This is a genomic window from Microbacterium oleivorans (genome assembly GCF_023715745.1).
Classification (GTDB): domain Bacteria; phylum Actinomycetota; class Actinomycetes; order Actinomycetales; family Microbacteriaceae; genus Microbacterium; species Microbacterium oleivorans_D.
The window spans coordinates 938,884-964,542 of sequence record NZ_JAMBOV010000001.1 but is presented as its reverse complement, the minus strand read 5'-3'; the positions used below and the strand labels follow the sequence as shown (position 1 = coordinate 964,542).

The following is a 25,659-nucleotide window of genomic DNA, read 5'->3' as shown; positions in this document are numbered from 1 at the left end:
GCTGGCGGCCGTCGCGGACGCCGCCGAACGGCGGATAGCTCACTCCGGCGCGTGCGCCTCGAGGAACTCGTACAGGTCCGTCGTGTCGACCCCGGGAAAGGCCCCGGTCGGCAGGGTCGCGAGCAGCGTGCGGGGCGTCCGGACGTTCGGCCAGGCCTGGTCGCGCCAGGTGCGCTCGAGCTCGGCGGGAGGGCGCCGGCAGCAGACGTCGACGCCGTGCCGCGACACCCCGCGGTTCGCTGTCTCGCGCCCGATGAACCACTTCGTGTCGTCGAAGCGCACGCCGACGCTGACCGAGTGGGCGCCGTCGCTCGAGGACTCCACTCGCGCGGTGCACCAGTACGTCCCGTTTCCCGTGTCGGTGTACTGGTAGTACGGATTGAACTTGTCGGGGATGTCGAAGACGACCCGGCTCGTCCACCGACGGCAGCAGAGCTGGCCCTCGATCGACCCGAACCGGTCGGCCGGGAAGTTCACGTCGTCGTTCTCGTACGCCTTCGTGATCGTGCCGGATTCGTGCACCTTCAGGAAGTGGACCGGGATGCCGAGGTGCCGCGTCGCGAGGTTGGTGAAGCGGTGCGCGGCGGTCTCATACGAGACGGAGTATGCGTCGCGCAGGTCCTCGATCGAGATCGCCCGGCGCGACTTCGCGTCCTGGAGGAACGCCGCGGCGTGCGACTCGGGCACCATGAGCGCCCCGACCAGGTAGTTGGTCTCGACGCGCTGCCGCAGGAACTCGGCGTACGAGCGCGGCTCGACGTGCCCGAGGATGCGACCGGCGAGGGCCTGCAGCACGGGGGTGCGCGAATCGCCCCGCCCTGGAATCGTGCTCGAGAGGTACAGCCGCCCCGTGCGGTTGTCGGCGACGGAGCGGGTGGATGCCGGCAGGTCAGACACGTAGTGCAGCGAGTAGCCGAGGTGCGCCGCGATCTCGGACGCGGTCCGCTGCGTGAGCGGTCCGCCGGGGTGGTCGACGGCCGCGAGGATGCGCTCGGCCTGCTCCTCGAGTTCGGCGAAGTAGTTGTCCTGCCGGCGCATGAGGTGCCGGAGCTCGACGTTCGCGCGACGTGCCTCCTCCGGCGTCGCCGACCGCTCGTCGTTCAGCCGCTCGATCTCGCCGTGCAGGGAGAGCAGGGTCTCGAGCACTGCGTCCGGTACGGACTTGCCGATGCGGAACGGCGGGATGCCGAGCGCCTGGAACGTCGGACCCTTCATCGCACGTTCGAGGGCGATCTCGAGGGTCGCGCGCTCGTCGAGGGGCTCGGCGGCAATGAGCGCGTCGATCGTCGTCCCGAGTGCGCGGGCGATCGCCTGCAGCAGCGACAGCTTGGGCTCGCGCTTGCCGGTCTCGATCATCGACAGCTGGCTCGGTGCCCGCGCGACGGCGGCGGCCAGCTCGTCCAGGGTCATGCCGCGGGCGGTGCGCACCTGCCGGATCCGGCGGCCGATGCTCAGCGCGTCGGCTCCGGGCTCCGCGGACGCCGCATCCACCCGATCTTCGTCGATCGTCATGTCCGGGAGTGTGTCACGGGAACAGAAGAACGCGCAATCTTCTCCTCGCCCGCGCCATCGGTAGGGCACGTTCTTCTCGCACAGTGGTGTCACGACCCGCTCCCGACCCCACCGGAGGACACCATGACCTTCCCCACCACACCCGCCGCCCGGCCGATGCGCGCCGGCGACCAGACGCAGACCGCCGCCGACCTGCAGGCGGAATGGGATGCCGACCCGCGCTGGGACGGCATCGAACGCACCTACACCGCCGAGGACGTCATCCGCCTGCGCGGCTCGGTTCGCGAGGAATCGACGCTCGCGCGTCGTGGCGCCGAGAACCTCTGGAACCTGCTGCACACCGAGGACTACATCAACGCGCTCGGCGCCTACACGGGCGGTCAGGCCGTGCAGCAGGTGCGCGCCGGCCTCAAGGCGATCTACCTGTCGGGGTGGCAGGTCGCCGCCGACGGCAATCTGGCAGGGCACACCTACCCCGACCAGAGCCTCTACCCCGCCAACTCGGTGCCCTCGGTGGTCCGACGCATCAACAACGCACTCGCGCGGCAGGACCAGATCGAGCACGCCGAGGGCGGCGCGACCCGCGACTGGCTCGCCCCGATCGTCGCCGACGCCGAGGCGGGCTTCGGCGGACCGCTCAACGCCTACGAGCTGGCGCTGTCGATGATCCAGGCGGGGGCCGCCGGCATCCACTGGGAGGATCAGCTCGCCAGCGAGAAGAAGTGCGGGCACCTGGGCGGCAAGGTGCTCGTGCCGACGCAGCAGCACATCCGCACGCTCAACGCCGCCCGGCTCGCCGCCGACGTCGCCGGCGTGCCGACCGTCATCATCGCCCGCACCGACGCCCTCGCCGCCGATCTGCTCACGAGCGACGTCGACCCGCGCGATCAGGAGTTCACGACCGGCGAGCGCACGAGCGAAGGGTTCTACCGCGTGCGGCCCGGGCTCGACGCCGTCATCAGCCGCGGCCTCGCCTTCGCCCCCTACGCCGATCTGCTGTGGGTCGAGACCGGCGAGCCCGACATCGAACTCGCGCGGGCATTCGCCGAGGCGATCCACGAGCGCTTCCCCGGCAAGCTGCTCGCCTACAACTGCTCGCCGAGCTTCAACTGGAAGCGTCACCTCGACGACCAGCAGATCGCCACCTTCCAGCGCGACCTGGGTGAACTCGGCTACGCCTTCCAGTTCATCACCCTCGCGGGCTTCCACGCCCTCAACCACTCGATGTTCGACCTCGCGAAGGGCTACGCCGAGAGCGGCATGACCGCGTACGTGGCCCTGCAGGAGGCGGAGTTCGCTTCCGAGAACGACGGCTACACCGCCACCAAGCACCAGCGGGAAGCCGGAACCGGCTACTTCGACCTCGTGTCGACGGCGCTCAACCCCGACAGCGCCACCCTCGCCCTGGTCGGATCGACCGAGACGGCGCAGTTCCACTGACATGACCGGATGCCCCGGCATCCCCCTTCCTCAGGAGTACGACATGACCCTCATCGACACCCCTCCCCCGCCCACGACGACGACGACACTGACGGTCCGCGGACCGATCCGCGAACGCTACGACGAGATCCTCACGCCCGGTGCGCTCGATTTCGTCGCGCAGCTGCACGAGCGCTTCGGCGGGCGTCGGCACGACCGCCTCGCCGATCGAATGCGGCGGCGCTTCGAGATCGGCAACGGACAGGATCCGACGTTCCGCTCCGACACGGCGCACATCCGCGAGGACCCGGACTGGCGCGTCGCCGGGTCCGGGCCCGGGCTCGAGGACCGGCGGGTCGAGATCACCGGACCGACCGACCCGAAGATGACGATCAACGCGCTGAACTCCGGCGCGCGGGTCTGGCTCGCCGACCAGGAGGACGCCACGAGCCCCACCTGGCGGAACGTCATCGAGGGCCAGCTGTCGCTGCGCGACGCGATCCGCGGCGAGCTGCGCCACACGAGTCCCGAGGGCAAGGTCTACGAGGTCACCGCCGAGCGGACCCCGACGATCGTCATGCGCCCGCGCGGCTGGCACCTCATGGAGAAGCACATCGACGTCACCGATCGCCGCGGGCGGACCCTCGCGGCATCCGGTTCACTCGTCGACTTCGGGCTCTACTTCTTCCACAACGCCGAGCGCCTCATCGCCGATGGTCGCGGGCCCTACTTCTACCTGCCGAAGATCGAATCGGCCGAAGAGGCGAAGCTGTGGGACGACGTCTTCACCTTCAGCGAGCGGTTCCTCGGGATCCCGCACGGGACGATCCGGGCGACCGTGCTCATCGAGACGCTGCCCGCCGCGTTCGAGATGGAGGAGATCCTGTTCGAACTGCGCGACCACGCCGCGGGACTGAACGCCGGGCGATGGGATTACATCTTCTCGATGATCAAGAACTACCGGGGTCGCGGAGCCCGGTTCGTGCTGCCCGACCGCAGCCAGGTGACGATGACCGTCCCGTTCATGCGGGCCTACACCGAGCTGCTGGTGCAGACCTGCCACAAGCGGGGAGCGTTCGCGATCGGCGGCATGAGCGCCTTCATCCCGAACCGCCGCGACGAAGCCGCGACCCGGAATGCGTTCGAGAAGGTCGCCGCCGACAAGCGGCGCGAGGCGGGCGACGGGTTCGACGGCACGTGGGTCGCGCACCCGGACCTCATCCCCGTCGCGCAGGCCGAATTCGACGCCGTGCTCGGTGAGCGGCCGAACCAGGTCGACCGACGGCGCGAGGACGTCGCCGTCACACCCGCCCAGCTCATCGACTGCCACATCGGCCTGCCGATCACGGCGGCGGGCGTGCACGGGAACGTCTCAGTCGGCATCCGCTACGTCGAGGCATGGCTGCGGGGGCTGGGTGCCGTCGCGATCGACGGACTGATGGAGGATGCCGCGACCGCCGAGATCAGCCGCTCGCAGATCTGGCAGTGGATCCACCAGGACCGCGCGACCGAGGACGGCACCCCGATCACGCGCGACTACGTCGAGGGCCTCATCGCGCAGGTGCTCGGCGAGGTGCCGCGTCACGACCGCGACCGGTTCGACGATGCGGCCGAGGTGTTCCGAGAGGTCGCGCTCGGGGCGGACTACCCGACGTTCCTCACCCTCGGCGCGTACGCGCACTTCCTCGTGGAGTGAGCTCCGACGCGGATCGGTGGGAGGGATGCCCGGCACCCCTCCCACCCCCGCACCGGCCAGGCGTCAGCCGATGTCGACGGTCACCCCGGCCGACCCGATGCGGACCGGCGCGGTGTGCAGACCTCGATAGATGTACTGCTCGTCCCAGCCGTGGAAGACGAGCACATCGCCGTCGGCGGTCGACACGACGTCCTGGCCGCCCGGTCCACGGAACGCTCCGTCGCTGCCGGAGGTCGTGAGGATCGGCTCGGGCTGCTTCTGGTAGGGGCCCTCCAGCTCGTCCGACCAGGCCGCGCCGACGGCGTACGAATCGCCGCCGTAGTCGTTCGCGGAGTAGAGGAGCGCGTAGCCCCCGTCGCGGGCGACCAGGGTGGGTGCTTCGACGAGCGCCCCCTCCCACGGCTGGTCCTGCGTGAGGAGGGCGACGGGCGCGTCGGCCAGCGACAGCCCGTCGGCCGTCAACGGCGCCATCATCAGCCGCGTGTCGAGGGCGCAGCAGTTGCCGTCGGTCTTCCACAGCAGGTAGCGCGTGCCGTCTTCGTCGTCGAACGTGGCGGCGTCGATCGCTCCGCCCTCCTCGACGGGGCACACGAGCGGCTCGTCGGATGCCGGGGTGAACGGCTCGTCGAGGCTGGGTGAGACCGCGACGCCGATGCACTGGCGCCCCGAGGCGGTGTGCTCAGCCGTCACGTACATGACGTACCCGTCGCCGAGCGTCGTCACCTCGGGCGCCCAGGTCCGCCCCGGCGACGCCCACGCCGGGAGCGCGGGAAGGGCGTCGCGCCGGTCGACGGTCCACGCATCGAGGTCCTCGGAGGTCGCGACGCGGATGTTCAGGCCGTGGCTCCCCGTGGCGAACGCGACATAGCCGGCATCCGTCGATACGACGTCGGGGTCGGGGAAGTCCTCGTCGAGCACGAAGCCCGTTCCCGCCGCCGTGCCGGCCGACGGCGTCGACGCGGACTGCGATGCGGCGCCGCATCCGCTCATCGCGAGGACGCCCGTCAGCGCGAGCGCGACCAGCTGAGCCGTGCGTCTCATCCCTTGACCGCCGCCCCGGCGACCGAGTCGACGATCTGCCGCTGCGCGAAAGCGAAGAGGATGAGGACAGGGATCGAGGCGATCGTCGCCCCCGCCATGACGATGCCGAAGTGCGTCCGGAACGCGCCCTGGAGCATCGCGAGGCCCGGCTGCAGGGTCATGTTCTCGGGTGAGAGCAGCACGTACACCGGCCAGAGGAAATCGTTCCAGTTGCCGAGGAACGACAGCACGGCGAGCGTCGCCAGAGCAGGCCTCGCCAGGGGCAGGGCGACCTGGAAGAAGATACGGAAGTCCCCGGCACCGTCGATACGGGCCGCCTCTTCGATCTCGGGCGGGATGCCGAGGAAGAACTGCCGGAGGAAGAACACCCCGAACGCACTGGCTGCTCCGGGGACGGTGATTGCGAGGATCGTGTCGAGCCACCCGAAGTTCTCGACGATGAGGTAGTTCGGGATGAGGAAGACGACCGGCGGCACGAGCAGCGTCGCGATGATCAGTCCGAAGACGATGTTCCTGCCCGCGAACTCCAGCCTGGCCAGAGCGTATGCCGCCATGGACGCGGTGACGAGGATGAGCACGGTCTGCAGGGTCGCGGCGGCGAAGCTGTTCCACAGCCACAGGAAGATCGGCTGCTGGCCGCTCAGCAGGAGGGTTCCGTACGCCTCGAGAGAGGGGGGATCCGGGAGCGCGTACGGGTTGCGGACGGCATCCGCGTCGGTCTTGACGGAGGTGAGCAGCATCCACAGCAGCGGGAAGATCACCACCAGGGCGAGCGCGCCGAGGACGGCGTAGGCGGTGATGTCCCCCGCCCGACGGGGAGACCGACGACGGCCGGGGGCGGTGTCGGCGTCGGTGGACGAAGGGCGAACGGCGGTGTCGGTCATGAGACGGCTTTCTCGCTGCGCTCGCGCTGCAAGCGGAAGTTGACGACGCTGATGATCGCGAGGAAGGCGAACAGGACGTAGCTCATCGCCGAGGCGGGTGCCATGTTGTTCTGCGACAGCCCCTGGTCGGCGATGTACATGATCGCGGTCCGGGTCTCGTTGCCCGGCCCGCCGTTGGTCAACAGGAACGACTGCCCGAACATGTTGGCCGACGCGAGGATCGTCGTCGTCGTGATGAAGATCATGACCGGGCGCAGCCCCGGCAGCGTCACGCTGACGAACGTGCGGGCGGCTCCCGCGCCATCGAGCGCCGCGGCCTCGTAGAGGTCGGTGTTGATGCCTTTGAGACCCGCCAGGAAGATGACGGTGTTGAGCCCCGCGGTCCACCAGACGGTGACGCCGACGAGCGAGACCCAGACCCACGGCGTGTCGACGACCCACGGAGTGTCACGGGGAAGGCCGAGGAGTCCGAGGATGTGGTTGAGGATGCCCGACTGTGTGTCGAAGACGTAGCTCCAGATCACACCGACGATCGCGACACCGAGCACGTACGGGGCGAAGAAGACCGTGCGGAAGAACGTCGCACCGCGCAGCCTGCGGTTGAGCAGGACGGCGATGAACAGCGGCACGATCACCAGGAACGGAACGCTCAGCAGCACGAACAGTCCCGTGGCACGCATCGAGTTCCAGAAGTCGGCCGAGGTCGTCGACCCCGCCGTGAAGAGGTCGAGGTAGTTCTTCAGCCCGACGAAGTCCTGGCTGTCACGGAACGGCGACCAGTTCGTGAGGCTGATCCACACACCGAAGACCGCCGGAACGATGACGAAGGTGACGAACAGCGCCAGGAACGGCGCGAGGAAAAGGTAGGCGATGAGGGTGCGGCGGCGCTGCGCGGGTCGCCGGGCGCGGCCCCCCGGCCGACCGACGGTGCGGTCGGCCGGGACGGCCGTTTCGGCGGCGAGGTCAATCGCCATACTTCTGCTGGTTCTGTTCGATGATGGCGTCCGCCTTCGCCTTGGCGTCGTCGAGCGCGGCCTGAGGAGTCTTCTTGCCCGTCAGCGCCTCGTTGATCGCGGTCGTGATGAGCGCGTTCGCCTCGTTGATGCCGGGAGAGACGGTCTCATAGTGGGCGTAGTCGAGCTGCTCCATGAACGGCTCGAGGTTGGGGTACTCCTCGAGGATCGACGGATCCTCACGGACCGAGTTCGCGGCCGGGAGCTCGCCCGTCTCGGCCCATCCCGCCGAGTTGTCGTTCATCCATTTGACGAAGGTCGCCGCGGCGGAGGTCTCGTCGGCGCTCTGTCCCTTGTTGGCGGGGAAGACCCAGTGCGTCGAGCTCGACCACACGGCCTTCTCGTCACCGATCTGCGGCACGGGCGCGGCGGCCCAGTCGAGGTCACCGAAGGCGGTGTTGGTCGTCTGCCAGACGCCGTTCCAGTTGAACGCGGTGTCGCCGGCGAGGAGAGCCTTGATGTTGCCGTCCTGTGCGACGTTCTTCGGGCTGTAGCCCTTGTCGACGAGGTCGGTCATCCACGTGAGAGCCTTCACCCCTGCGTCGGAGTTGAACGTCGCCTCGGTGACGTCCTCGTTGTAGAGCTCCCCGCCGAACTGCCAGAGCAGGCTCTGGAACTCGAAGGTCCCCGTGAACACGTATCCGTCGACCCACTCACCCTGCACACCGGCGCCCTTGAGCGCCTCGAGCGCGGCGAGATAGCCCTCGCGGTCGGTGGGGATCTCCGTCAGACCCGCCTTCTCCATCACGCCCTTGTTGGCGAACAGACCGAGCGGAGTGACGCTCCACGGCACCGCGTACTGCGCGTCGCGGAAATCGCCCATCTCGAAGACGTCCGGCGGGAAGTCCCCCTCCGCGTAGCCGAGGCCGTCGATGATCTCGTCAGCGGGCTGCAGCAGGTTCTGCGCCGCGTAGGTCGCGAGGTCGTCACCGTGCAGGACCGCGACGTCGGGTCCCTTGCCGGCCTTGACCGCGAGCGGCATCTTCGAAGCGATGTCGGCCCACTCCTGCGGGACGTTCTTCACCGTGATGTTGTCGTGCTCGGCATTGAACTGGTCGATCAGCTTCGGGACGATGGTCGGCGCAGCGCCGCCCGTCCAGCCGTGCCAGAAGGTCACTTCGACGGCGGGACCGTCGTAGTCCTCGCCGGACACTCCGCCCTCCGTGGATCCCGAGGCGCCGCACGCGCTGAGTGTGACGGCGAGCGCCGCCGCGACGCCGAGGCCGAGGCCTCGCGAAAGTCGCGTAGTCATGTGATTGCTCTCCTTTGAGTACTCCCGCCCGGCACCCGAGCGCGCTGTGTGAGTGCGTCGAACTTACAGCGCTAGAAATTTCATGTCAACGGGGTCGGCGGCGTGATGGCGAGGAGCGCGTGTCCCGCGCTGTACTGTGGCCGCGAGCCGTTGAAGGGAGCCACATGCGAGGACCGCGCCTGCAAGACGTGGCCGACCGCGCCGGCGTGTCGATGAAGACCGTCTCCAACGTCGTCCGCAACTACCCGCACGTCTCGGCGGCCATGCGGGAACGTGTCCAGCGCGCGATCGACGAGCTGGGCTACCGGCCGAACGTCATGGCCCGCCGCTTGGCGACCGGCAGGACGGGCTTCGTCGCGGTCGCGTTCGCCGATGTCGCGATCCCCTACTTCGCCGAGCTCGCGCACGTGGCCTCTCGTCGCGCCATGGACTTCGGTTATCGCGTGCTCCTGGAGGAAACCGACGACACCCTCGACGGCGAGCGAGCGCTCATCGCGAGCTCGGAGGCGGGTCTGGTCGACGGGATGCTCTTCCAGCCCTCGAGGATGAGTCCGTCGGAGATCGCTCAGCACCGTTCCGAGATCCCGATCGTCCTCCTCGGCGAGACGCCGGCTCCTCTGACGATGGATCACGTCATGATCGACAACGTCGCGGCTGCGCGCGAGATCACGACGCATCTCCTGGACTCGGGGCGACGCCGCATCGGGTTCGTCGGGCATGAGACGACCGCACTGACCGAGACGTCCCGGCAGCGCATCCTGGGGTACCAGGAGGCTCTCACCGTGGCCGGACTCCGGGGCGATCCGCGGATGCTGGTCGCCACAGCGTCCATCGACGCGGCGGACACGGCGGCCGCGGTCCGCGCCGCCCTCGCCGCCGGCTGGGACGTCGACGCGGTGGTCTGCCGCGACGACCTCGCCGCGATGGGGACGCTGCGGGCACTGCACGAAGCCGGCATCCGCGTACCGGAGGACGTGGCGGTCACCGGATGGGACGACACCCGCCTCAGCGCCGTCACGTTCCCCAGCCTCACCAGTGTCAGCCCCGACGTCGACGCCCTGTTCACCCGCGCGATGGGTCTTCTGCTCGAGCGCATCGCGGGGTACGACGGGGTCGGGCGGCACGAGATCGCTCCGCACCGGATCGTCGTCCGGGAGAGCGCACCTCTCACGCCTCCGGCCTGACGATCATCGTGCGAGGTCCGCGGTTTACAGCGCTGTACGAGATGAGGCATGCTGGACGCCATGATCGATGACGACCACGGCGCCGTGCGTGCCAGCACGCAAGACGGCACATATCCCCGGCCCCAGCTGATGCGGACCGCCTGGGCGGACCTCTGCGGCACCTGGTCCTTCGCGCACGACGATGCCGACAGCGGCATCGAATCGGGATGGCCGGCATCCGGCGTCGCGCAGCGCGACATCCTCGTTCCCTTCCCACCGGAATCCTCGGCGTCGGGCATCGCGGACACCGGAATGCATCGCGTCGTCTGGTACTCCCGCGATCTCACCGACGCCGACCTGACGGCCGCCCGCCACGAATCCGGTCGGCGTCTCCTGCTGCACTTCGGGGCAGTCGACTACCGGTGCCACGTGTGGGTGGACGGCGCGCTCGTCGGCTCGCACGAAGGCGGACACACGCCCTTCACCCTCGACGTCACCCATGTCGCGCGCGCCGGGGCCCGCGTGGTCGTGCGCGTGGAGGACGATCCCCTCGATATCTCGCAGCCTCGCGGAAAGCAGGACTGGCGAGAGGATCCGCACGTCATCTGGTACCACCGCACCACCGGCATCTGGCAGCCGGTCTGGCTCGAGAGCGTTCCGCCCCTCCACGTTCGCGCGCTGCGGTGGACGACGGATCCCCGCGTCGGGACCGTCACGGCCGACATCGAACTGTCGGAGCGGCCGGTGGCCGGCGTGAGCGTCGAGATCGACCTTTCTCTCGACGGTCGTCCGCTCGCTACCGCCCGCGCCGTCGTCACCGAGAGCGAGCTCACCGTCGTCCTCGCCCTCGCGGAACTGCGCAACGGCCAGTCATACGAGGAACTGCTGTGGTCGCCCGAGCACCCGCGCCTCCTCGATGCCGAGGTGCGCGTCGGCGAGGATGCCGTGGCCTCGTACCTCGGCATCCGCACCGCCCACGTCGCCCGTGGACGCTTCTGGCTCAACGACCGGCCGTACTACGTGCGCTCCGTGCTCAACCAGGGGTACTGGCCCGGATCGCACCTCGCCGCGCCGTCGGCGCAGGCCCTGCGCGAGGAGGCGGAGCTGATCCGGGCGATGGGGTTCAACGCGACGCGTGTTCACCAGAAGTTCGAGGATCCGCGTTTCCTGCTCGCCGCCGACCAGCTCGGCCTGCTCATCTGGGGCGAGGCACCCGGAACGTACGCGTTCACGCAGACGGCCATCGAGCGCACGACGCGCGAGTGGCTCGACGTGGTGCGGCGTGATGTGTCGCACCCGTCGATCGTCACGTGGGTTCCGCTCAACGAGAGCTGGGGCGTGCAGCACATCGCGAGCGACCCTCGGATGCAGCACTTCGCGCGCGCGCTCGTCTCGTTGACGAAGGCGCTCGACCCGACTCGCCCGGTGGTCTCGAACGACGGCTGGGAGCAGGTCGACACCGACATCGTCGCGATCCACGACTACGAGTGGCGCCCCGATGTCGTGCAGCGTCGGTATGCGACGGATGCCGACGTCCGCCGCCTCATGGACACGGTCGGCCCCGCGGGGCGGGCACTCATCCTCAGCGGCGACGTGTCGGATGCGCCCGTCATGCTCACCGAGTTCGGCGGCATCTCGTTCGACACCGAGTCCGCGGAGAACGCCTGGGGGTATTCGACCGCGACCTCACCCGACGACTTCGCGGAGCGCTTCGAGGGCCTGATGGCGGCCGTGCACGCGAGCGAGGCCCTCGCGGGCTTCTGCTACACGCAGCTGAGCGACACCCTGCAGGAGACGAACGGGCTCGTGACCGAGGACCGCACCCCGAAGATCCCGCTCGACCGCATCCGTGCGGCGATCACCGGCGAGGCCGCCGGGTAAGGGCATCCTCGAACGCCCCGACGCGAGCGGATGCCGTCAGTCGCGGCATCCGCTCGCCGTCAGCCGATGCAATGCATCCGGGCCGACACGCCGACCGGCCACCACGACCCGCGGCATGTCGCGCCCGATCCCTTGCATCCGCGCACGCGGCGGTGCGAGCGGATGCCGTCAGTCGCGGCCGTGGCGCGGTTTGCGCGCGGGGCGGTCGTCGTACGTGCGCGCGGGGCGGTCGTCGTACGAGCGCTTCGGGCGGTCCTCGAAGGAGCGCTTCGGACGCTCCCCGCCGGGACGGCCGCGGTCGGGACGGATCTCGATGAGCTGGCCCGAGATGCGCGTGCCCTTGAGGCGCTCGAGGACCGAGGCGTCCATCGACGTCGGCAGTTCCACGAGAGAGAAGTCGGGCCGGATCGTGATCGCACCGAAGTCGTCGCGGCCGAGGCCGCCCTCGTTCGCGAGCGCGCCGACGATCTGACGCGGCTCGACGCGCTGGCGGCGGCCGACCGCGATGCGGTACGTCGTGAAGTCGCCCTTGCCGCGCCGCTCGCGCGCGCCGTCGGTGCGCGCGGGCCGGTCCTTGCGGGTGCCCCGTTCGGCGTCCGCGGCGATCGCTTTCGCGAGCTCGTCGCGCTCGGGGTCGAGCAGCAGCGGGGTCTCGCCCTGCGCCACGACGGCGAGCGCGGCGGCGACATCCTGCTCGGGCACGTCGTGGTTGCGGACGTAGTGCGCGATCACGTCGCGGAACGCCGTGATGCGCTCGGTCTCGGCGAGCGCCGTCGTGATGGCGTCGTCGAAGCGCGCCAGACGGGTCGAGTTGATGTCCTCCGTCGTCGGCAGCTGCATCTGCGTGGGCGCCTGACGCGTCGCGCGCTCGATGTGCGCCAGCAGGTAGCGCTCGCGCGGAGTCACGAAGCTGATCGCGTCACCCTTGCGACCGGCGCGACCGGTGCGGCCGATGCGGTGCACGTAGGACTCGGTGTCGGTCGGGATGTCGAAGTTCACGACGTGGCTGATGCGCTCGACGTCGAGACCACGCGCGGCGACGTCGGTCGCGACGAGGATGTCGAGCTTGCCGTCCTTGAGCTGCTGGATGCTCCGCTCGCGCTGCGGCTGCGGGATGTCGCCGTTGATCGGCGCCGCGCTGAAGCCGCGGGCGCGAAGCTTCTCGGCGAGGGTCTCGGTCTCGTTCTTCGTGCGGACGAAGATGATCATCCCGTCGAAGTCCTCGACCTCGAGGATGCGGGTGAGGGCGTCCACCTTCTGCTGGTACGACACGATCAGGTAGCGCTGGGTGATGTTCGTGTTGGTGGAGGTCTTGGTCTTGACCGTGATCTCCTCCGGATCGCGCAGGTACTGCTGCGCGAGGCGGCGGATGGATGCCGGCATGGTCGCCGAGAACAGCGCCACCTGCTTGTCCTCGGGGGTCTGCGCGAGGATCTGCTCGACGTCCTCCGCGAAGCCCATCTTCAGCATCTCGTCGGCCTCGTCGAGGACGAGGTTCTTGAGCGCCGAGAGGTCGAGGGTGCCCTTCTCGAGGTGGTCCATGATGCGACCGGGCGTGCCCACGACGATGTGCACACCGCGGCGGAGCGCCGACAGCTGCACGCCGTAGCCCTGTCCGCCGTACACGGGGAGGACGTGGACGTTCTTCATGCGCGCGGCGTAGGACTCGAACGCCTCGCAGACCTGGAGCGCGAGCTCGCGGGTCGGGGCCAGCACGAGTGCCTGCGGCGTCTTCTGGGTCAGGTCGAGGTTCTCCATGATCGGCAGCGCGAAGGCGGCGGTCTTGCCGGTGCCGGTCTGCGCCATGCCGACGACGTCGCGGCCGCCGAGGAGGACGGGGATGGTCGCGGCCTGGATGGCCGAGGGGGTCTCGTACCCGAGGTCTTTGATGGCGGCGAGGACGGGACCGGTCAGACCCAGCTCGTCGAAGCCGGGGAGGGCGGGGGTGTCTGCGGAATCGGTCGGGGTCTGGGGGTCACTCACCTACCCACCGTAGTGGAGCCGGGCTGGGAACCATCCGGGCAGGCGTAGGATGAGAGGTCGCGCCTGCCGACCGGAACGGACTGCCTGCCTCGTGATCGAGATCCTCACCCCCGAACAGATCGACCGCGCCCGCACCACGGGCGGGCTCGTCGGCGACATCCTCCACGGCATCAAGGAACGCGTGAAGCCGGGGACGAACCTCCTCGAGATCGACGCCTGGGCCAAGGACATGATCCTGGGCGCGGGCGCCGAGTCCTGCTACGTCGACTACGCACCCTCGTTCGGCCGCGGTCCCTTCGGCCACTACATCTGCACCGCCGTCAACGACGCCGTCCTCCACGGCCGGCCCCGCGACCAGCGCGTCGCCGCCGGCGACCTGCTGACCCTCGACCTCGCGATCAAGACGGGCGGCGTCGCCGCCGACGCCGCGATCAGCTTCACCGTCGGCGGAGCACCCCACGCCGAGAACGACGCCCTCGTCCGCGCGACCGAGGAGGCCCTCGCCGCCGGCATCGAGGCCGCCCAGCCCGGTGCCCGGATCGGCGACATCTCCGCCGCGATCGGCGACGTGCTCACCGGCGCCGGCTACCCGGTCAACACCGAGTTCGGCGGGCACGGCATCGGCACGACGATGCACCAGGACCCGCACGTGTCGAACACCGGGCGCACCGGACGCGGCTACCGCCTGCGCCCGGGGCTCATGCTCGCCATCGAGCCGTGGGTCATGGTCGACACCGACGAGCTGAAGATCGACGAGGACGGCTGGACGCTGCGCAGCGCGACCGGATGCCGCACCGCGCACACCGAGCACACGGTGGCCATCCTCGAATCGGGCAACGAGATCCTCACCCGCCCGACGCGCTGACCCCCGACACACCCCTCACCCGCGCGGCGCCCGACGGTACGCTCGGAGGGTGACCGAACGCGCTCCCGTCTCCGCCAAACTCTCCGCCATCGCCGAGTCCGCGACCCTCAAGGTCGACGCCAAGGCCAAGGCCCTGCAGGCCGCCGGACGGCCGGTCGTCTCGTATGCCGCCGGAGAGCCCGACTTCGCGACGCCGCAGTTCATCGTCGATGCCGCCGCCGAGGCCCTGCGCGACCCCGCCAACTTCCGGTACACCCCGGCGGCCGGCCTGCCGGTGCTGCGCGAGGCGATCGCCGCGAAGACGCTGCGCGACTCGGGTCTCGAGGTCGCACCGTCGCAGATCATCGTCACCAACGGCGGCAAGCAGGCCGTCTACCAGGCGTTCCAGGCTGTCGTGAACCCGGGTGACGAGGTCCTGCTGCCCGCACCGTACTGGACCACGTACCCCGAGGCGATCGCCCTCGCCGACGGCGTGCCCGTCGAGGTGTTCGCCGGTGCGGACCAGGAATACAAGGTCACCGTCGAGCAGCTCGAAGCCGCCCGCACCGACAAGACGACCGCCCTGGTGTTCGTGTCGCCCTCGAACCCCACCGGCGCCGTGTACACCGCCGACGAGACGAAGGCGATCGGCGAGTGGGCCCTCGCCCACGGCATCTGGGTGATCACCGATGAGATCTACCAGAACCTCGTCTACGAGGGCGCCCGGGCGGTGTCGATCGTCGAGGCGGTTCCCGAGCTCGCGGGCCAGACGATCCTCGTCAACGGCGTCGCGAAGACCTACGCCATGACCGGGTGGCGCGTGGGCTGGATGGTGGGCCCCGCCGACGCGATGAAGGTCGCCGGCAACCTGCAGTCGCACCTCAGCTCCAACGTCAACAACATCGCCCAGCGCGCAGCCCTCGCCGCCCTGTCGGGCCCGCAGGACGAGGCGGAGAAGATGCGACAGGCGTTCGACCGCCGCCGCGGGCTGATCGTGTCCGAGCTCGCGAAGATCCCGGGCGTCACGGTGCCGAACCCGCTCGGCGCGTTCTACGTCTACCCCGACGTCACGGGTCTGCTGGGCCGCGACTGGGACGGCGTCCGCATCGACACGTCGCTGGAGCTCGCCGACTACATCCTCGAGCGGGCCGAAGTCGCCGTGGTCCCGGGTGAGGCGTTCGGCCCGTCCGGCTACCTGCGCCTGTCGTACGCCCTGGGTGAGGACCAGCTCCTCGAGGGCGTGCAGCGCCTGCAGCGCCTCTTCGGCTGAAGCACGCCGGCTGCGGCCCGGGTCAGAGCTCGACGTCGAAGAGCACCGGCTCGGGCTGCAGCAGCACTCCGAACTCGGACTGCACGCGCTGCTGGATCAGTCGCGCCAGCGCAGCGACCTCCTCCGCGCGGGCCCGTCCGCGGTTGGTGAGCGCGAGCGCGTGCTTCGTCGACAGCGACGCCTGCGAGCCCGGCAGCCGGAATCCCTTGCGCATGCCGGCGTGCTCGATGAGCCACGCGGCGCTGATCTTGACGGGAGCGGGTCCGCCTTCTCGCGGCGGGATGAAGCCGTCGAACCGGTCGAGCGGGATCACGCGGTCGGCCTCCTGCTCCGGCGCCATCGACCAGCGCGGCGCCTCCGGCGGCAGGGTCGCGGCGAACTGCGCCGAGACGATCGGGTTCTGGAAGAAGGACCCGGCGCTCCAGGTGTCGTGATCGGCCTCGTCGAGGACCATGCCCTTGCGACCCCGGATGTCCAGCACCGTCTCACGGATCCACGAGAGCGAGACCGTGGCATCCGCCTCGAGTCCGAGCGCGGAACGCAGCTGCGCACCGCGCACGGGCACGTCGCCGTGACCGACCTGGGCGAGTTCGAGCGTGACCGACAGGACGACGGCGGAACGTTCGGGGACCGACCCCCAGTGCTTCTTCAGCACCGACGTGCGCAGCCCCAGTCCCAGATCGGATGCCGGGACCACCGAGACATCCCCCGTCGCCTCATCGATGAGTTCGACCTCGACGAGCGTCTCGACGATCTCCTGCCCGTAGGCGCCGACGTTCTGGATGGGGGCGGCGCCGGTGGTGCCGGGGATGCCCGACATGGCCTCGATGCCGCTGAGACCTGCGGCCACCGTCTGCGCCACGAGGTCGTCCCAGGGGTGACCCGCCTGGACCTTCAGCCGCACATGCCCCGGGTTCGGGGACGGCAGCCGCTCGACGCCGCTCGTGCGGACGAGGATCACGGTGCCGTCGAACTCGTCGTCGCCGAACAGGAGGTTCGAGCCGCCGCCCAGGACGAGCCAGCGCTCCCCCGCCTCCCACACATCGCGCAGGGCCTCCACGAGCTCCGCCGTCGTCGTCGCCTCGATCATCCGGCGCGGCGCACCGCCGACGCGCAGCGTCGTGAGCTGCGCCAGGGGAACGGGGGCGATCTCGGGCATCAGGATGCCGCGCGGACGCGCACCTGCGCCTTGCCGAGGACCGTGGTGCCGTCGTGCGAGACGGTCAGGTCGACGCGCACGGCCTCGTCGTCCACGGCACCGATCTTCGCGACGACGGTGACGTCGGCGCCGGACTCGGTGTCGACGACGACGGGGCGCGTGAAGCGGACGCCGTAGTCGAGGATGCGGCCGGAGTCGCCGAGCCATTCGACGATCGTCTCGACCGCGAGACCCATGGTCAGCATGCCGTGCGCGAGGACGCCGGGCAGCCCGACGCGTTCGGCGACGGCGTCGTTGTAGTGGATGGGGTTGAAGTCGCCCGACGCACCCGCGTACCGCACGAGCGAGGCACGGGTCAGGTGCACGGTGCGCTCGGCGACGACAGCGCCGATCTCGAGGGTCGTCATTCGTCGCCTCCCACCAGCAGGACGGATGTCGCGGTGACGACGTGGTCCCCCGCGGCATCCGTGATCTCGGCCTCACTCGTCACCATCGCGCCCTTTCCGAATGCGCGGATGCCGGTGACCGTCAGGCGTCCCGTGAGCTCGTCGCCGGCGACGATCGGACGCGTGTACCGGAAGCGCTGCTCGGCGTGGACGACGCGCTCGAGGACGATGCCCGATCCCGGTTCGCTGAGCAGCTGCTGGAGGGTGACGTCCTGGATCACCATGGCGAACGTCGGCGGCGCGACGACATCGGCATAGCCGAGGGCGCGGGCCGCGTCGGGGTCGTCGTGCTGCGGGTCGGTCGCGAAGACGGCGCGGGCGAACTCGCGCACCTTCTCACGTCCGACGAGGTACGGGGTGGTCGGCGGGAAGACGCGACCTTGCAACTCGGGATTCACGGGCACCGGTCGATCCTACCGTCCAGGCCCGCGGCGGGTCCGGGTCAGCGGGTGCGACCGGCGCGGTGGGCGCGGACCGCTTTGATGGCCAGCTGCACGGCGATGAAGGTGAGGTAGACCGCGAACAGCACGTTGGCGGTGAACGGGTCGACGAGGGTCGCGAGCCACGCGCCAAGGGCGGTGGTGGTGCACGCGGCGACACCGATGACGCCCGCGGCGACGAGGTCGACGTTGTGACGGCGGAGGTTGCCGATCGTCCCCGAGATGGCGGTCGGGATCATCATGAGCAGCGAGGTGCCCTTGGCCACGAGGTCGCTCGTGCCGAAGAGGAACATCAGTGCGGGCACGACGATGACGCCGCCGCCGACGCCGAGCAGGCCCGCCATGACACCTGTGAAGACACCGAGCACGGCGAGCCCCGATCCCGTCAGCCACGACAGCGGCAGCTCGGCCTCGCGGGAGGGCACGACGATGAAGAGCATCACGATGACGACCACGAGGAAGGCGATGAAGCCCCAGCGGATCGCGTTCTGCGGCAAGCGGGCGAGCAGCCACGTCCCTATCTGCGCGCCCACGACAGCGGCGGCCGCGAGGATCAGCGCCGGCACCCAGGCGACCGCTCCGACGGAGGCGTATGAGACGACGCCGACGGCGGCGGTCGGGACGATCGCGGCCAGCGACGTGCCCGCCGCGCGCTTCTGATCGAAGACGAGCAGCGTCAGCAGAAGAGGCACGATCACGGTTCCGCCGCCCACGCCGAACATGCCCGACATGAGGCCGGCGAGCAGACCGATGCCCGCCGCGCCGAGGTAGTAGCGGGGGGTGCGGGTGAGGGCGGGTGTCGTGGTCACGAGGAGGGGTCCGACACGAAACGCATGTCTCGACCCTACTCCCGGGCCGCGGAGCGCCCGGCCGGGGCGGCCTACGATCGAGGTATGTCCCCTTCGCTCGTGCTCGTGGCCAATGCCGGTGAATCGTCGATCAGCACGTTCCGTGTGACGGAGGCCGGTCTCGACCGGCTCGCGGTCACCGCCGGGACCACCGGCTGCTCGAACTTCGCCGTCGATCCCGAGAGGGGCCTCGTCTACGCGTCGGTGAAAGCGGATGACGAGAATCCGGATGCCGGCATCCTCACCCTGTCGCTCGATCGTGAGACGGGTGAGCTCACGCCGCTGACGCGGGTGGCACTGCCGGACGGCGCGATGAACTACCTCGCCCTCACGCGCGACGGTTCGGTGCTGCTGGGTGCGGCGTACTCCGGCGGGTACGGGATCGTGTGCGCCGTCGACGCCTACGGAGTGGTCAGCCCGCCCGCCGCCGAGCTCCGCTTCCCGCGGCTGCACTCGGTGCTCGCGAGCGGCGACGGCCGCCACGTCTACTTCGTCTCGCTGGAGAGCGATCTCATCGCGCAGTGCGCCCTGGGCGACGACCTCTCCCTCGCCCCGCTGGACCCGGGTACGGCGGCGGCGCCCACCGGCAGCGGCCCGCGTCACCTCGCGTTCAGCGACGACGAGGAGACCGTGTACGTCCTGACGGAGTTCACCGGCGAGGTGCTGCGCTACCGTCGCGACCCGGCGGCGGGGACACTCGAGCTGCTGTCGTCGACTCCCGCGCACGACCCGGCTGAGAAGCTGCGCCACAGCGTCATCGACGAGGATCCGCGCGAGAACCACTATGTCTGGGGCGCCGACATCCACCTCACCGACGGCGTGGTCTGGGCGTCGGAGCGGACGGCGAGCACGCTGGCGGCCCTCCGCATCGACGCCGACGGCTCGCTCTCGGAGCCGACGGGCTTCGTCGTGACCGAGGATCAGCCTCGTGGGTTCGCCGTCAGCGACGACCGCACGCTGCTCGTCGCAGCCGGCGAGCAGTCGACGTCGGTGTCGCTCTACCGCGTCGACGGCGCCGACCTGCACCTGCAAGGTCGGTACGAGACCGGTCGCGGCGCGAACTGGGTCCGCTTCGCCTGACCACGCTCAGCGCAGGAACTGCTCCGGGTCGAACTCGTCGATCGGGATGATGCGCACGCGGGGCAGCTGCGCATCGAACGCGCCCGCGTCGTACTCGAGATCGAAGAAGCGGATGCCGGGGATCTGCCCGAATCCGGCGTTGCGGAACTCCTCGAACGCGAGCACCCCGATGCGGCGCGACCCGTCGGCGAGGACACCGAGGTCATCGACGAAGTCCCCGTCGTGGCTGACGAGCACGACGTCGTCCCCGTGGTCCTGCAGGGCGCGCAGCGTCCGCTGGATCGCGAGGTCGACGACCTTCTCGTCGGCGTCGCCCGACAGCGGCACGGGCTGGTAGCCCAGGGCGAGGAGGGCCTGCACGAACGACATCGGCAGGTTGGTGGAGGCGTTGAGGAAGAAGAGGCCGCGCGCGTCCTGGTTCCAGCGTTCCGCGACGAAGGAGAGGATCCGGTCCCACCGAGGACGCTCGTCGGGCTGCGGACGCCGTCCGAGGATCGACCCGCCCAGGGTCGCGTCGATGTTCTCGCCGTCGACGAGCACCCAGGTCCTGCGATTGCCGGCCATGCCGCCTCCTCCGCGCGCCGCCGCCGTCCGGCCGGTGCGCCCGACTCATCCTAGGCGGCGACCCGACTCACCAGCCCGGCTCACCGGCGCGGCTCACCAGCGGCGGCCGAACACCCCCGCGAGCACCGCGTGCGCGAGCGGCAGGAGCGACCCCGTCATGAGGACCCCGCCGAGAACCGGATCGTCCGGCCGGATCACGGCGCCTCCGACGAGGAGCCCGGCGAACAGCATGCCCGACAGGGTCCGCCGGCCCAGCTGCTCGAGACGCGCGACGCGACGCTCGAGCGCAGGGTCGGGCAGCGTGATGCGGTGGTCCTCCACCCGGGTGATCAGGTCGTCGACACGGCCGGGCAGGCGCGAGGCGGTGGTGAGGGAGGTGACGGCACGACGCAGCACGTCGGTGACGGCGTTCCGCCCCTCCTCGCGCACGAGGCGGGACGCGTAGGGCTCGACCGCATCCCACAGGTTGAATGCCGGATCCAGCGCGCTGCAGACGCCCGACGTGAGCGACATGGCGCGCACGATGAGGAGGAAGTTCTCCGGCAGCTGGAAGGGCAGCGACCGGACGACGTCCTGGAACTCGATCGCGAAGGCGCGGAACTCACGCGGATCCACCTCTCGCAGCTCGGCGAACCCCATCCCCCCGAACCGGGCGAACAACTGGGTCATGGCGCGTTCGAGCTCGCTCGTGTCGGCGCTCGGCAGCAGGACGCCCACATCGCGGATGCTCTGCACGAGAGCGACGCCGTCCCGTGCTGCGACGGCGATCATCAAGCGACGAAGACCCGCGCGCAGGCTCGGCGGGACCTCGCCCATCATCCCGAAGTCGATGAACGTGAGTCGCCACGGCGGGGTCGCAGGATCCGCGGCATCCGCCGGCTGCATCGGGGTCACGAAGATGTTGCCCGGATGAGGGTCGGCGTGGAAGAACCCGTGCGTGAAGACCTGGTCGAACATGACGGAGGCGAACACCTGCGCCACCTCGGCGGGATCGATGCCCGCAGCCCGGAGAGACTCGTGGTCGGTGATCTTGATCGCGGTGACGTCTTCGAGGGTCAGGGTGCGCCGGGAGGTGCGCTCCCAGACGACGGCCGGGACGCCCACGCGGGGGTCGCCCGCGAAGTCGGCGGCGAATCGTTCGCCGTTCGCTGCCTCGTGCAGGTAGTCGATCTCCTCCAGGCTCGTCTCCGCGAACTCCTCGACGAGCTGCGGGGCGTCGACCCGGTCCGAGACGATGCGCACGTGGCTGAGCCACCGACCGACACGCCTCAGCGCCGCGAGGTCGGTGTCGACGATGTCCTGGATGCCCGGGCGCTGCACCTTCACGACGACCCCGTCCAGGCCGGTGAGCTGAGCGTCCTCCGCGGACAGTCGGGCACGATGCGCCTGGCCGAGGGACGCCGCGGCGACCGGCACCGTCTCCATCGTGGCGAACGCCCGATCGAGGGTGACCCCGAGCTGTTCCTCGGCCTCCGCCGTGATGAGAGGGAACGGCACGGCGGGCACCTCGTCCTGCAGACCCTCGAGCTCCTTGGTGATCTCGGGCGGGAGCACGTCGAGCCGGGACGACATGAACTGGCCGACCTTGATCATGAGGCCGCCCAGGTCGATCGCCAACGCGTGGAACCGCCGGGCGATCCGCTGCATGCGCGCCGATCGGCCGCGCACACCGATCCAGCCGAGGCCGATCCTCGGCAGGAACAGCTCGAACCACCACGTGACGATCAGGGCTCTCGCCGCGAACCGGAGGATGCGTCGATAGCGCGCTCGCGCGTCGCGGCCGTCGGGGAGGTCGTCGCCTCCCCGACGCCGTGCTGCCACGCGGGTCAGCCCTGCGCGAGCAGGGCGTAGAGCCGGCGGCGGGCCTCATCGAGGATCTCGACGGCCTGCGCGACCTGCTCCGGCGAGCCCGAACGCGCGACCTGCGCCGCGGCCTGCGCCAGCTCGACCCCCGCCTTCGGCAGAGCCGACGCGCGGTGCGAGCGCTCCTTCTGCGGCGCCGAGGTCTCCCACGGAGCGGATGCGGCGGCTTCCTCGGCGACCATGCGACCGGCGTCCGTCAGCGAATAGGTCTTCCGCCCGTTCGCCTCTTCGGCGACGATCAGACCCTCGTCGGCGAGCAGCTGCAGGGTCGGGTAGACCGAACCGGCGCTGGGCTTCCATGAACCACCGCTGCGGGTGTCGATCTCCTGGATGATTTGGTAGCCGTGCATGGGCTTCTCTGCGAGGAGGGCGAGCACGGCGGTGCGGACATCGCCGCGGCTCATCCTCGGCGATGCGGGGCGCTGGTCGAACTGGGTGCGGAACTGTTCGAACGCCTCCATGAGATTGGCGCCGAGACCGCTGAGGTCGAAGCCCTGCGCCCCGGATCCGAAACCGCGCCCCCCGGTGCCGAAGCCGCTCGAACCGAAGCCCTGCGAGCCGAATGAGCTGTTCATGCTGTCTCCTTCTGATGGTGACCGATACCCAACGATATATCGTTCAGGGCACGGCGGACCCGGGGTCAGGAAGTTACCAGCGACGTTGATCAGGTCTTTTTCTCCGGCGGCCCGGGCGGGCGTTGCCCAGGTAACGTTCGGGTAACGCTCAGGAACGTCGGCCAGAGTGGGCGACTCGTGCCCGCCCGAACGGTCACGCGCGCTCCGTCGGAGCGTGTTCTCGCTACACGGAACCTTTTTCTCTGCATGCCTACAGACACGTCATCCACCCCCACCCGCCGCTCCATCCGCACCACACGCGCCGCCGCCCGCCGGCTCCGGCGCCGTCCGGTCCTCGTCCTCACGACGTTGACCACCGCGTTCGCCATCGCCGCGAGCGCCACCGCGATGGCCCCGGCACCCGCCACCGCGCAGGCGGAGCCGACGCCGGCGATCGCCCTGGCCTCCTTCACGAAGGCCCTGCCCGATTCGCTGACGGAGGGCGTCGCGACCTCGGTGCCCGCCGCGCAGATCGAGTCGACTCTCGACCGCGCCGACGACGCGGTCGCCGCGTCGAAGAAGGTCACGACCGACATCGCGGCGTCGAAGCTCGACGTCGGCACCAAGGACACGACGGTCGAGACCGATGATCTGGCGCAGGCGGTCTCGGACCTCGAGAGCGTCTCCGCTCTCCCGCTGCTTCTCGACACGCGGGACGCGACTGCCGCCGTCGAGGCGGAGGTCGCCCAGGTGAACGAGCAGACCGGCGCCCTGCAGGGCCGCCTCGATGCGGCGGTCCAGAAGGAGAAGGAGCGCCTGGCCGAGGAGAAGCGCAAGGCAGAGGCTGCCGCCAAGGCCGCCGCTGAGAAGAAGGCCGCCGAGGAGGCCGCCGCCGCCGCCGAGGCGCGTTCGAATTCTTCCAGCTCCTCCTCGAGCTCGTCGAGCTCGTCGAGTTCCGCAGGGACGTCCAAGCGTGCCGCCTCCGGCACGTCCGCGGGCGCCGCGCAGGCGACGGCCCGGAGCATGATCGGCAGCTACGGCTGGGGCGACGACCAGTTCTCGTGCCTCGTCTCGCTCTGGAACAAGGAGTCGCACTGGAACTACCAGGCCTACAACTCCTCGAGCGGCGCCTACGGCATCCCGCAGGCCCTGCCCGGCAGCAAGATGGGCAGCGCCGGCTCCGACTGGAAGACGAACCCCGCCACGCAGATCGCCTGGGGTCTCGGGTACATCGACGGCCGCTACGGCAGCCCCTGCGGCGCGTGGAGCCACTCGCAGTCCAGCGGCTGGTACTGACCCGCCAGCGACCCCGGATGCCGCGGGTCCCCGACACCTCGTCGGCGGACCCGCGGCATCCGTCGTCTCACGCGGTGAACACCGCCTCGGCGACGCGGGCGAGGTCGTGCAGGTCGCTGACGCCGGCGAGCTCCCGCGCCGAGTGCATCGACAGGATGGGGATGCCGACGTCGACCGTGGCGATACCCAGCCGGGTCGCCGTGATCGGCCCGATCGTCGAGCCGCACGGGACGGCGTTGTTCGAGACGAACTCCTGCGAGCCGACTCCGGCGGCGTCGCACCAGCCGTGCCAGGCGGCGGCACCGGCGCCGTCGGTCGCGTACCGCTGGTTGGCGTTGATCTTGAGGATCGGACCCGAGCCGAGTCTCGGCTGGACGACGGGGTCGTGCTTCTCGGCGTAGTTCGGGTGCACGGCATGGCCGACATCGCTCGAGACGCACCACGATGAGGCGAGCGCACGCAGCTGCTGCTCGCGATCGGCGCCCAGACTCAGCTGGACGCGTTCGAGCACGTCGGCCAGGAACGGACCCGCCGCACCCGACCGGGTCGCGGACCCGACCTCCTCGTGGTCGAAGACGGCGAGCATCGCGATGCGCTCCCCGTCGAACGCCTCGGCTGCGCGCGCCAGTGCCACGACACCGGCGTGCACCGAAGCGAGGTCATCGAGGCGGCCCGAGGCGAAGAACGCGTCGTCCTTGCCGAAGACGGCGCCGCGAGCGGCGTCCGCCGTCACGACGTCGTACCCGCGGATGCGGTTCGCATCGACACCGGCCTGCGCAGCGAGCTCGGCGAGCAGGTCGGCGGCTTCGGCGTCGCCGAGCCCCCAGACCGGCTGGGTCTGGCGCTGCCGATCGAGCGCGAGGCCGTCGTTCGCCTCGCGGTCGAGGTGGATCGCGAGCTGCGGGAGGCGCAGCAGCGGGCCGGTCGCCGCGAGGACGCTCGTGCCGTCGTCGAGGACGAGGCGGCCCGCGAGGCGCAATTCGCGGTCGAGCCACGAGTTCAGCAGCGGACCGCCGTAGACCTCGACGCCGGCCTGGAGCCAGCCGTGGCTTCCGGTGGTCGGCCGCGGCTTCAGCTTGAGAGCCGGAGAGTCGCTGTGCGCCCCGAAGACGTGGACGCCGGTCGCGGCATCCGCTCCCGGGGGGACGATCCAGGCGAGGACCGCGCCGTCCCGGACGACGAGGAACCGGCCGCCCGGCTGCGCCGGCCACGCGTCGCGCTCGTCGAGCTCGATGAAGCCGGCCTCGCGCAGCCGACGGGCGACCTCCGCGGCGGCGTGGTAGCTGGACGGCGACGCAGCGACGAAGTCGGCCAGGTCGGCGGCGTGGTCGAGTGCGGCCGTGCCGGACACGGGCGTGGACATGGGACCTCCAGGAAGGATGCCGGACAGGACCTTCCGATCGTAGACACCCCGTCCGGGCGCAACCCCGTGGCGACCCCGCGACCGAACG

At 70.2% G+C, this 25,659-nt stretch carries 22 protein-coding genes; 8 read left to right on the top strand and 14 right to left on the bottom strand.

What is annotated here, in order from left to right:
- Window positions 1-39: 39 nt before the first annotated feature.
- The gene (locus M3190_RS04535) at window positions 40-1,512 is read right to left on the bottom strand and encodes a helix-turn-helix transcriptional regulator (RefSeq protein WP_251578732.1); all 1,473 of its coding nucleotides are present in this window, start codon (window positions 1,510-1,512) and stop codon (window positions 40-42) included.
- A gap of 123 nt (window positions 1,513-1,635) precedes the next feature.
- On the opposite strand from M3190_RS04535, the gene aceA reads away from it, so the two are divergent.
- Both aceA and aceB read left to right on the top strand, forming a co-directional pair.
- A complete protein-coding gene (aceA, locus tag M3190_RS04530; RefSeq protein WP_251578730.1) occupies window positions 1,636-2,952 on the top strand; it encodes an isocitrate lyase in 1,317 nt (438 codons plus the stop codon).
- Window positions 2,953-2,995: 43 nt separating this feature from the next.
- Window positions 2,996-4,627 carry a malate synthase A gene (gene aceB, locus M3190_RS04525; protein ID WP_251578728.1) on the top strand — a complete coding sequence of 544 codons (1,632 nt, stop codon included), beginning with the start codon at window positions 2,996-2,998 and terminating at the stop codon, window positions 4,625-4,627.
- Between the two features lie 63 nt (window positions 4,628-4,690).
- On the opposite strand, the gene M3190_RS04520 is transcribed toward aceB, so the two are convergent.
- The 4 genes from M3190_RS04520 to M3190_RS04505 are packed head-to-tail and all read right to left on the bottom strand — an operon-like array spanning window position 4,691 to window position 8,817.
- Window positions 4,691-5,668 (bottom strand): glycoside hydrolase family 43 protein, encoded by a 978-nt coding sequence (locus M3190_RS04520; RefSeq protein WP_251578726.1) that lies wholly within the window; start codon window positions 5,666-5,668, stop codon window positions 4,691-4,693.
- Window positions 5,665-6,552, bottom strand: a complete 888-nt coding sequence (locus M3190_RS04515; RefSeq protein WP_251578724.1) for a carbohydrate ABC transporter permease — start codon at window positions 6,550-6,552, stop codon at window positions 5,665-5,667. Before M3190_RS04515 ends, M3190_RS04520 begins: the two co-directional genes overlap by 4 nt.
- Window positions 6,549-7,526 carry a carbohydrate ABC transporter permease gene (locus M3190_RS04510; protein ID WP_251578722.1) on the bottom strand — a complete coding sequence of 326 codons (978 nt, stop codon included), beginning with the start codon at window positions 7,524-7,526 and terminating at the stop codon, window positions 6,549-6,551. Before M3190_RS04510 ends, M3190_RS04515 begins: the two co-directional genes overlap by 4 nt.
- The gene (locus M3190_RS04505; protein WP_251578721.1) at window positions 7,516-8,817 is read right to left on the bottom strand and encodes an ABC transporter substrate-binding protein; all 1,302 of its coding nucleotides are present in this window, start codon (window positions 8,815-8,817) and stop codon (window positions 7,516-7,518) included. Before M3190_RS04505 ends, M3190_RS04510 begins: the two co-directional genes overlap by 11 nt.
- 164 nt (window positions 8,818-8,981) lie before the next feature.
- Between M3190_RS04505 and M3190_RS04500 the strand changes: the two genes are divergently transcribed.
- Both M3190_RS04500 and M3190_RS04495 read left to right on the top strand, forming a co-directional pair.
- On the top strand, window positions 8,982-10,001 hold the full coding sequence (locus M3190_RS04500; RefSeq protein ID WP_251578719.1) for a LacI family DNA-binding transcriptional regulator: 1,020 nt from the start codon (window positions 8,982-8,984) through the stop codon (window positions 9,999-10,001).
- A gap of 48 nt (window positions 10,002-10,049) precedes the next feature.
- Window positions 10,050-11,861: a glycoside hydrolase family 2 protein gene (locus M3190_RS04495; protein WP_251578717.1), complete on the top strand. Its 1,812-nt coding sequence runs from the start codon at window positions 10,050-10,052 to the stop codon at window positions 11,859-11,861.
- A gap of 168 nt (window positions 11,862-12,029) precedes the next feature.
- On the opposite strand, the gene M3190_RS04490 is transcribed toward M3190_RS04495, so the two are convergent.
- Entirely contained in the window at window positions 12,030-13,844 is a 1,815-nt protein-coding gene (locus tag M3190_RS04490) for a DEAD/DEAH box helicase (RefSeq protein ID WP_251578716.1), read from the bottom strand.
- Between the two features lie 91 nt (window positions 13,845-13,935).
- Here M3190_RS04490 and map point away from each other — a divergent pair, with 91 nt between their 5' ends.
- Both map and M3190_RS04480 read left to right on the top strand, forming a co-directional pair.
- Complete coding sequence (gene map, locus M3190_RS04485) at window positions 13,936-14,709, top strand: type I methionyl aminopeptidase (protein WP_251578714.1); 774 nt, start codon at window positions 13,936-13,938, stop codon at window positions 14,707-14,709.
- A gap of 49 nt (window positions 14,710-14,758) precedes the next feature.
- A complete protein-coding gene (locus M3190_RS04480; RefSeq protein ID WP_251578712.1) occupies window positions 14,759-15,958 on the top strand; it encodes a pyridoxal phosphate-dependent aminotransferase in 1,200 nt (399 codons plus the stop codon).
- Window positions 15,959-15,980: 22 nt separating this feature from the next.
- Here the strand turns inward: M3190_RS04480 and M3190_RS04475 are convergent, their stop codons facing one another.
- The 4 genes from M3190_RS04475 to M3190_RS04460 are packed head-to-tail and all read right to left on the bottom strand — an operon-like array spanning window position 15,981 to window position 18,812.
- Window positions 15,981-17,117 (bottom strand): UDP-N-acetylmuramate dehydrogenase, encoded by a 1,137-nt coding sequence (locus tag M3190_RS04475; RefSeq protein WP_251578711.1) that lies wholly within the window; start codon window positions 17,115-17,117, stop codon window positions 15,981-15,983.
- Window positions 17,117-17,524, bottom strand: a complete 408-nt coding sequence (locus tag M3190_RS04470; protein ID WP_251578709.1) for a MaoC/PaaZ C-terminal domain-containing protein — start codon at window positions 17,522-17,524, stop codon at window positions 17,117-17,119. Before M3190_RS04470 ends, M3190_RS04475 begins: the two co-directional genes overlap by 1 nt.
- Window positions 17,521-17,967 carry an FAS1-like dehydratase domain-containing protein gene (locus M3190_RS04465; protein WP_251578708.1) on the bottom strand — a complete coding sequence of 149 codons (447 nt, stop codon included), beginning with the start codon at window positions 17,965-17,967 and terminating at the stop codon, window positions 17,521-17,523. The genes M3190_RS04470 and M3190_RS04465 overlap by 4 nt, the downstream gene beginning before the upstream one ends.
- 38 nt (window positions 17,968-18,005) lie before the next feature.
- On the bottom strand, window positions 18,006-18,812 hold the full coding sequence (locus M3190_RS04460; protein WP_251578706.1) for a sulfite exporter TauE/SafE family protein: 807 nt from the start codon (window positions 18,810-18,812) through the stop codon (window positions 18,006-18,008).
- Between the two features lie 84 nt (window positions 18,813-18,896).
- Here M3190_RS04460 and M3190_RS04455 point away from each other — a divergent pair, with 84 nt between their 5' ends.
- On the top strand, window positions 18,897-19,931 hold the full coding sequence (locus M3190_RS04455; protein WP_251578705.1) for a lactonase family protein: 1,035 nt from the start codon (window positions 18,897-18,899) through the stop codon (window positions 19,929-19,931).
- 6 nt (window positions 19,932-19,937) lie between these two features.
- Here M3190_RS04455 and M3190_RS04450 read toward each other — a convergent pair whose 3' ends face one another.
- From M3190_RS04450 to M3190_RS04440, 3 genes are all read right to left on the bottom strand, one after another.
- Entirely contained in the window at window positions 19,938-20,495 is a 558-nt protein-coding gene (locus M3190_RS04450; RefSeq protein ID WP_251578703.1) for an NYN domain-containing protein, read from the bottom strand.
- Window positions 20,496-20,588: 93 nt separating this feature from the next.
- On the bottom strand, window positions 20,589-22,316 hold the full coding sequence (locus tag M3190_RS04445) for an ABC1 kinase family protein (protein WP_251578701.1): 1,728 nt from the start codon (window positions 22,314-22,316) through the stop codon (window positions 20,589-20,591).
- Between the two features lie 5 nt (window positions 22,317-22,321).
- A complete protein-coding gene (locus M3190_RS04440) occupies window positions 22,322-22,933 on the bottom strand; it encodes a PadR family transcriptional regulator (protein ID WP_251578699.1) in 612 nt (203 codons plus the stop codon).
- A 246-nt stretch (window positions 22,934-23,179) separates the two neighbouring features.
- Between M3190_RS04440 and M3190_RS04435 the strand changes: the two genes are divergently transcribed.
- Window positions 23,180-24,208 (top strand): hypothetical protein, encoded by a 1,029-nt coding sequence (locus tag M3190_RS04435; protein ID WP_251578697.1) that lies wholly within the window; start codon window positions 23,180-23,182, stop codon window positions 24,206-24,208.
- Window positions 24,209-24,275: 67 nt separating this feature from the next.
- On the opposite strand, the gene M3190_RS04430 is transcribed toward M3190_RS04435, so the two are convergent.
- A complete protein-coding gene (locus tag M3190_RS04430) occupies window positions 24,276-25,571 on the bottom strand; it encodes a M18 family aminopeptidase (protein WP_251578695.1) in 1,296 nt (431 codons plus the stop codon).
- Between the last annotated feature and the right edge of the window lie 88 nt (window positions 25,572-25,659).

Coding starts and splice junctions, on each gene's coding strand:
- M3190_RS04535 (WP_251578732.1), bottom strand. CDS start 1,512: ATGACGATCGACGAAGATCGGGTGGATGCGGCGTCCGCGGAGCCCGGA.
- aceA (WP_251578730.1), top strand. CDS start 1,636: ATGACCTTCCCCACCACACCCGCCGCCCGGCCGATGCGCGCCGGCGAC.
- aceB (WP_251578728.1), top strand. CDS start 2,996: ATGACCCTCATCGACACCCCTCCCCCGCCCACGACGACGACGACACTG.
- M3190_RS04520 (WP_251578726.1), bottom strand. CDS start 5,668: ATGAGACGCACGGCTCAGCTGGTCGCGCTCGCGCTGACGGGCGTCCTC.
- M3190_RS04515 (WP_251578724.1), bottom strand. CDS start 6,552: ATGACCGACACCGCCGTTCGCCCTTCGTCCACCGACGCCGACACCGCC.
- M3190_RS04510 (WP_251578722.1), bottom strand. CDS start 7,526: ATGGCGATTGACCTCGCCGCCGAAACGGCCGTCCCGGCCGACCGCACC.
- M3190_RS04505 (WP_251578721.1), bottom strand. CDS start 8,817: ATGACTACGCGACTTTCGCGAGGCCTCGGCCTCGGCGTCGCGGCGGCG.
- M3190_RS04500 (WP_251578719.1), top strand. CDS start 8,982: ATGCGAGGACCGCGCCTGCAAGACGTGGCCGACCGCGCCGGCGTGTCG.
- M3190_RS04495 (WP_251578717.1), top strand. CDS start 10,050: ATGCTGGACGCCATGATCGATGACGACCACGGCGCCGTGCGTGCCAGC.
- M3190_RS04475 (WP_251578711.1), bottom strand. CDS start 17,117: ATGCCCGAGATCGCCCCCGTTCCCCTGGCGCAGCTCACGACGCTGCGC.
- M3190_RS04470 (WP_251578709.1), bottom strand. CDS start 17,524: ATGACGACCCTCGAGATCGGCGCTGTCGTCGCCGAGCGCACCGTGCAC.
- M3190_RS04455 (WP_251578705.1), top strand. CDS start 18,897: ATGTCCCCTTCGCTCGTGCTCGTGGCCAATGCCGGTGAATCGTCGATC.
- M3190_RS04450 (WP_251578703.1), bottom strand. CDS start 20,495: ATGGCCGGCAATCGCAGGACCTGGGTGCTCGTCGACGGCGAGAACATC.
- M3190_RS04440 (WP_251578699.1), bottom strand. CDS start 22,933: ATGAACAGCTCATTCGGCTCGCAGGGCTTCGGTTCGAGCGGCTTCGGC.
- M3190_RS04435 (WP_251578697.1), top strand. CDS start 23,180: ATGCCTACAGACACGTCATCCACCCCCACCCGCCGCTCCATCCGCACC.
- M3190_RS04430 (WP_251578695.1), bottom strand. CDS start 25,571: ATGTCCACGCCCGTGTCCGGCACGGCCGCACTCGACCACGCCGCCGAC.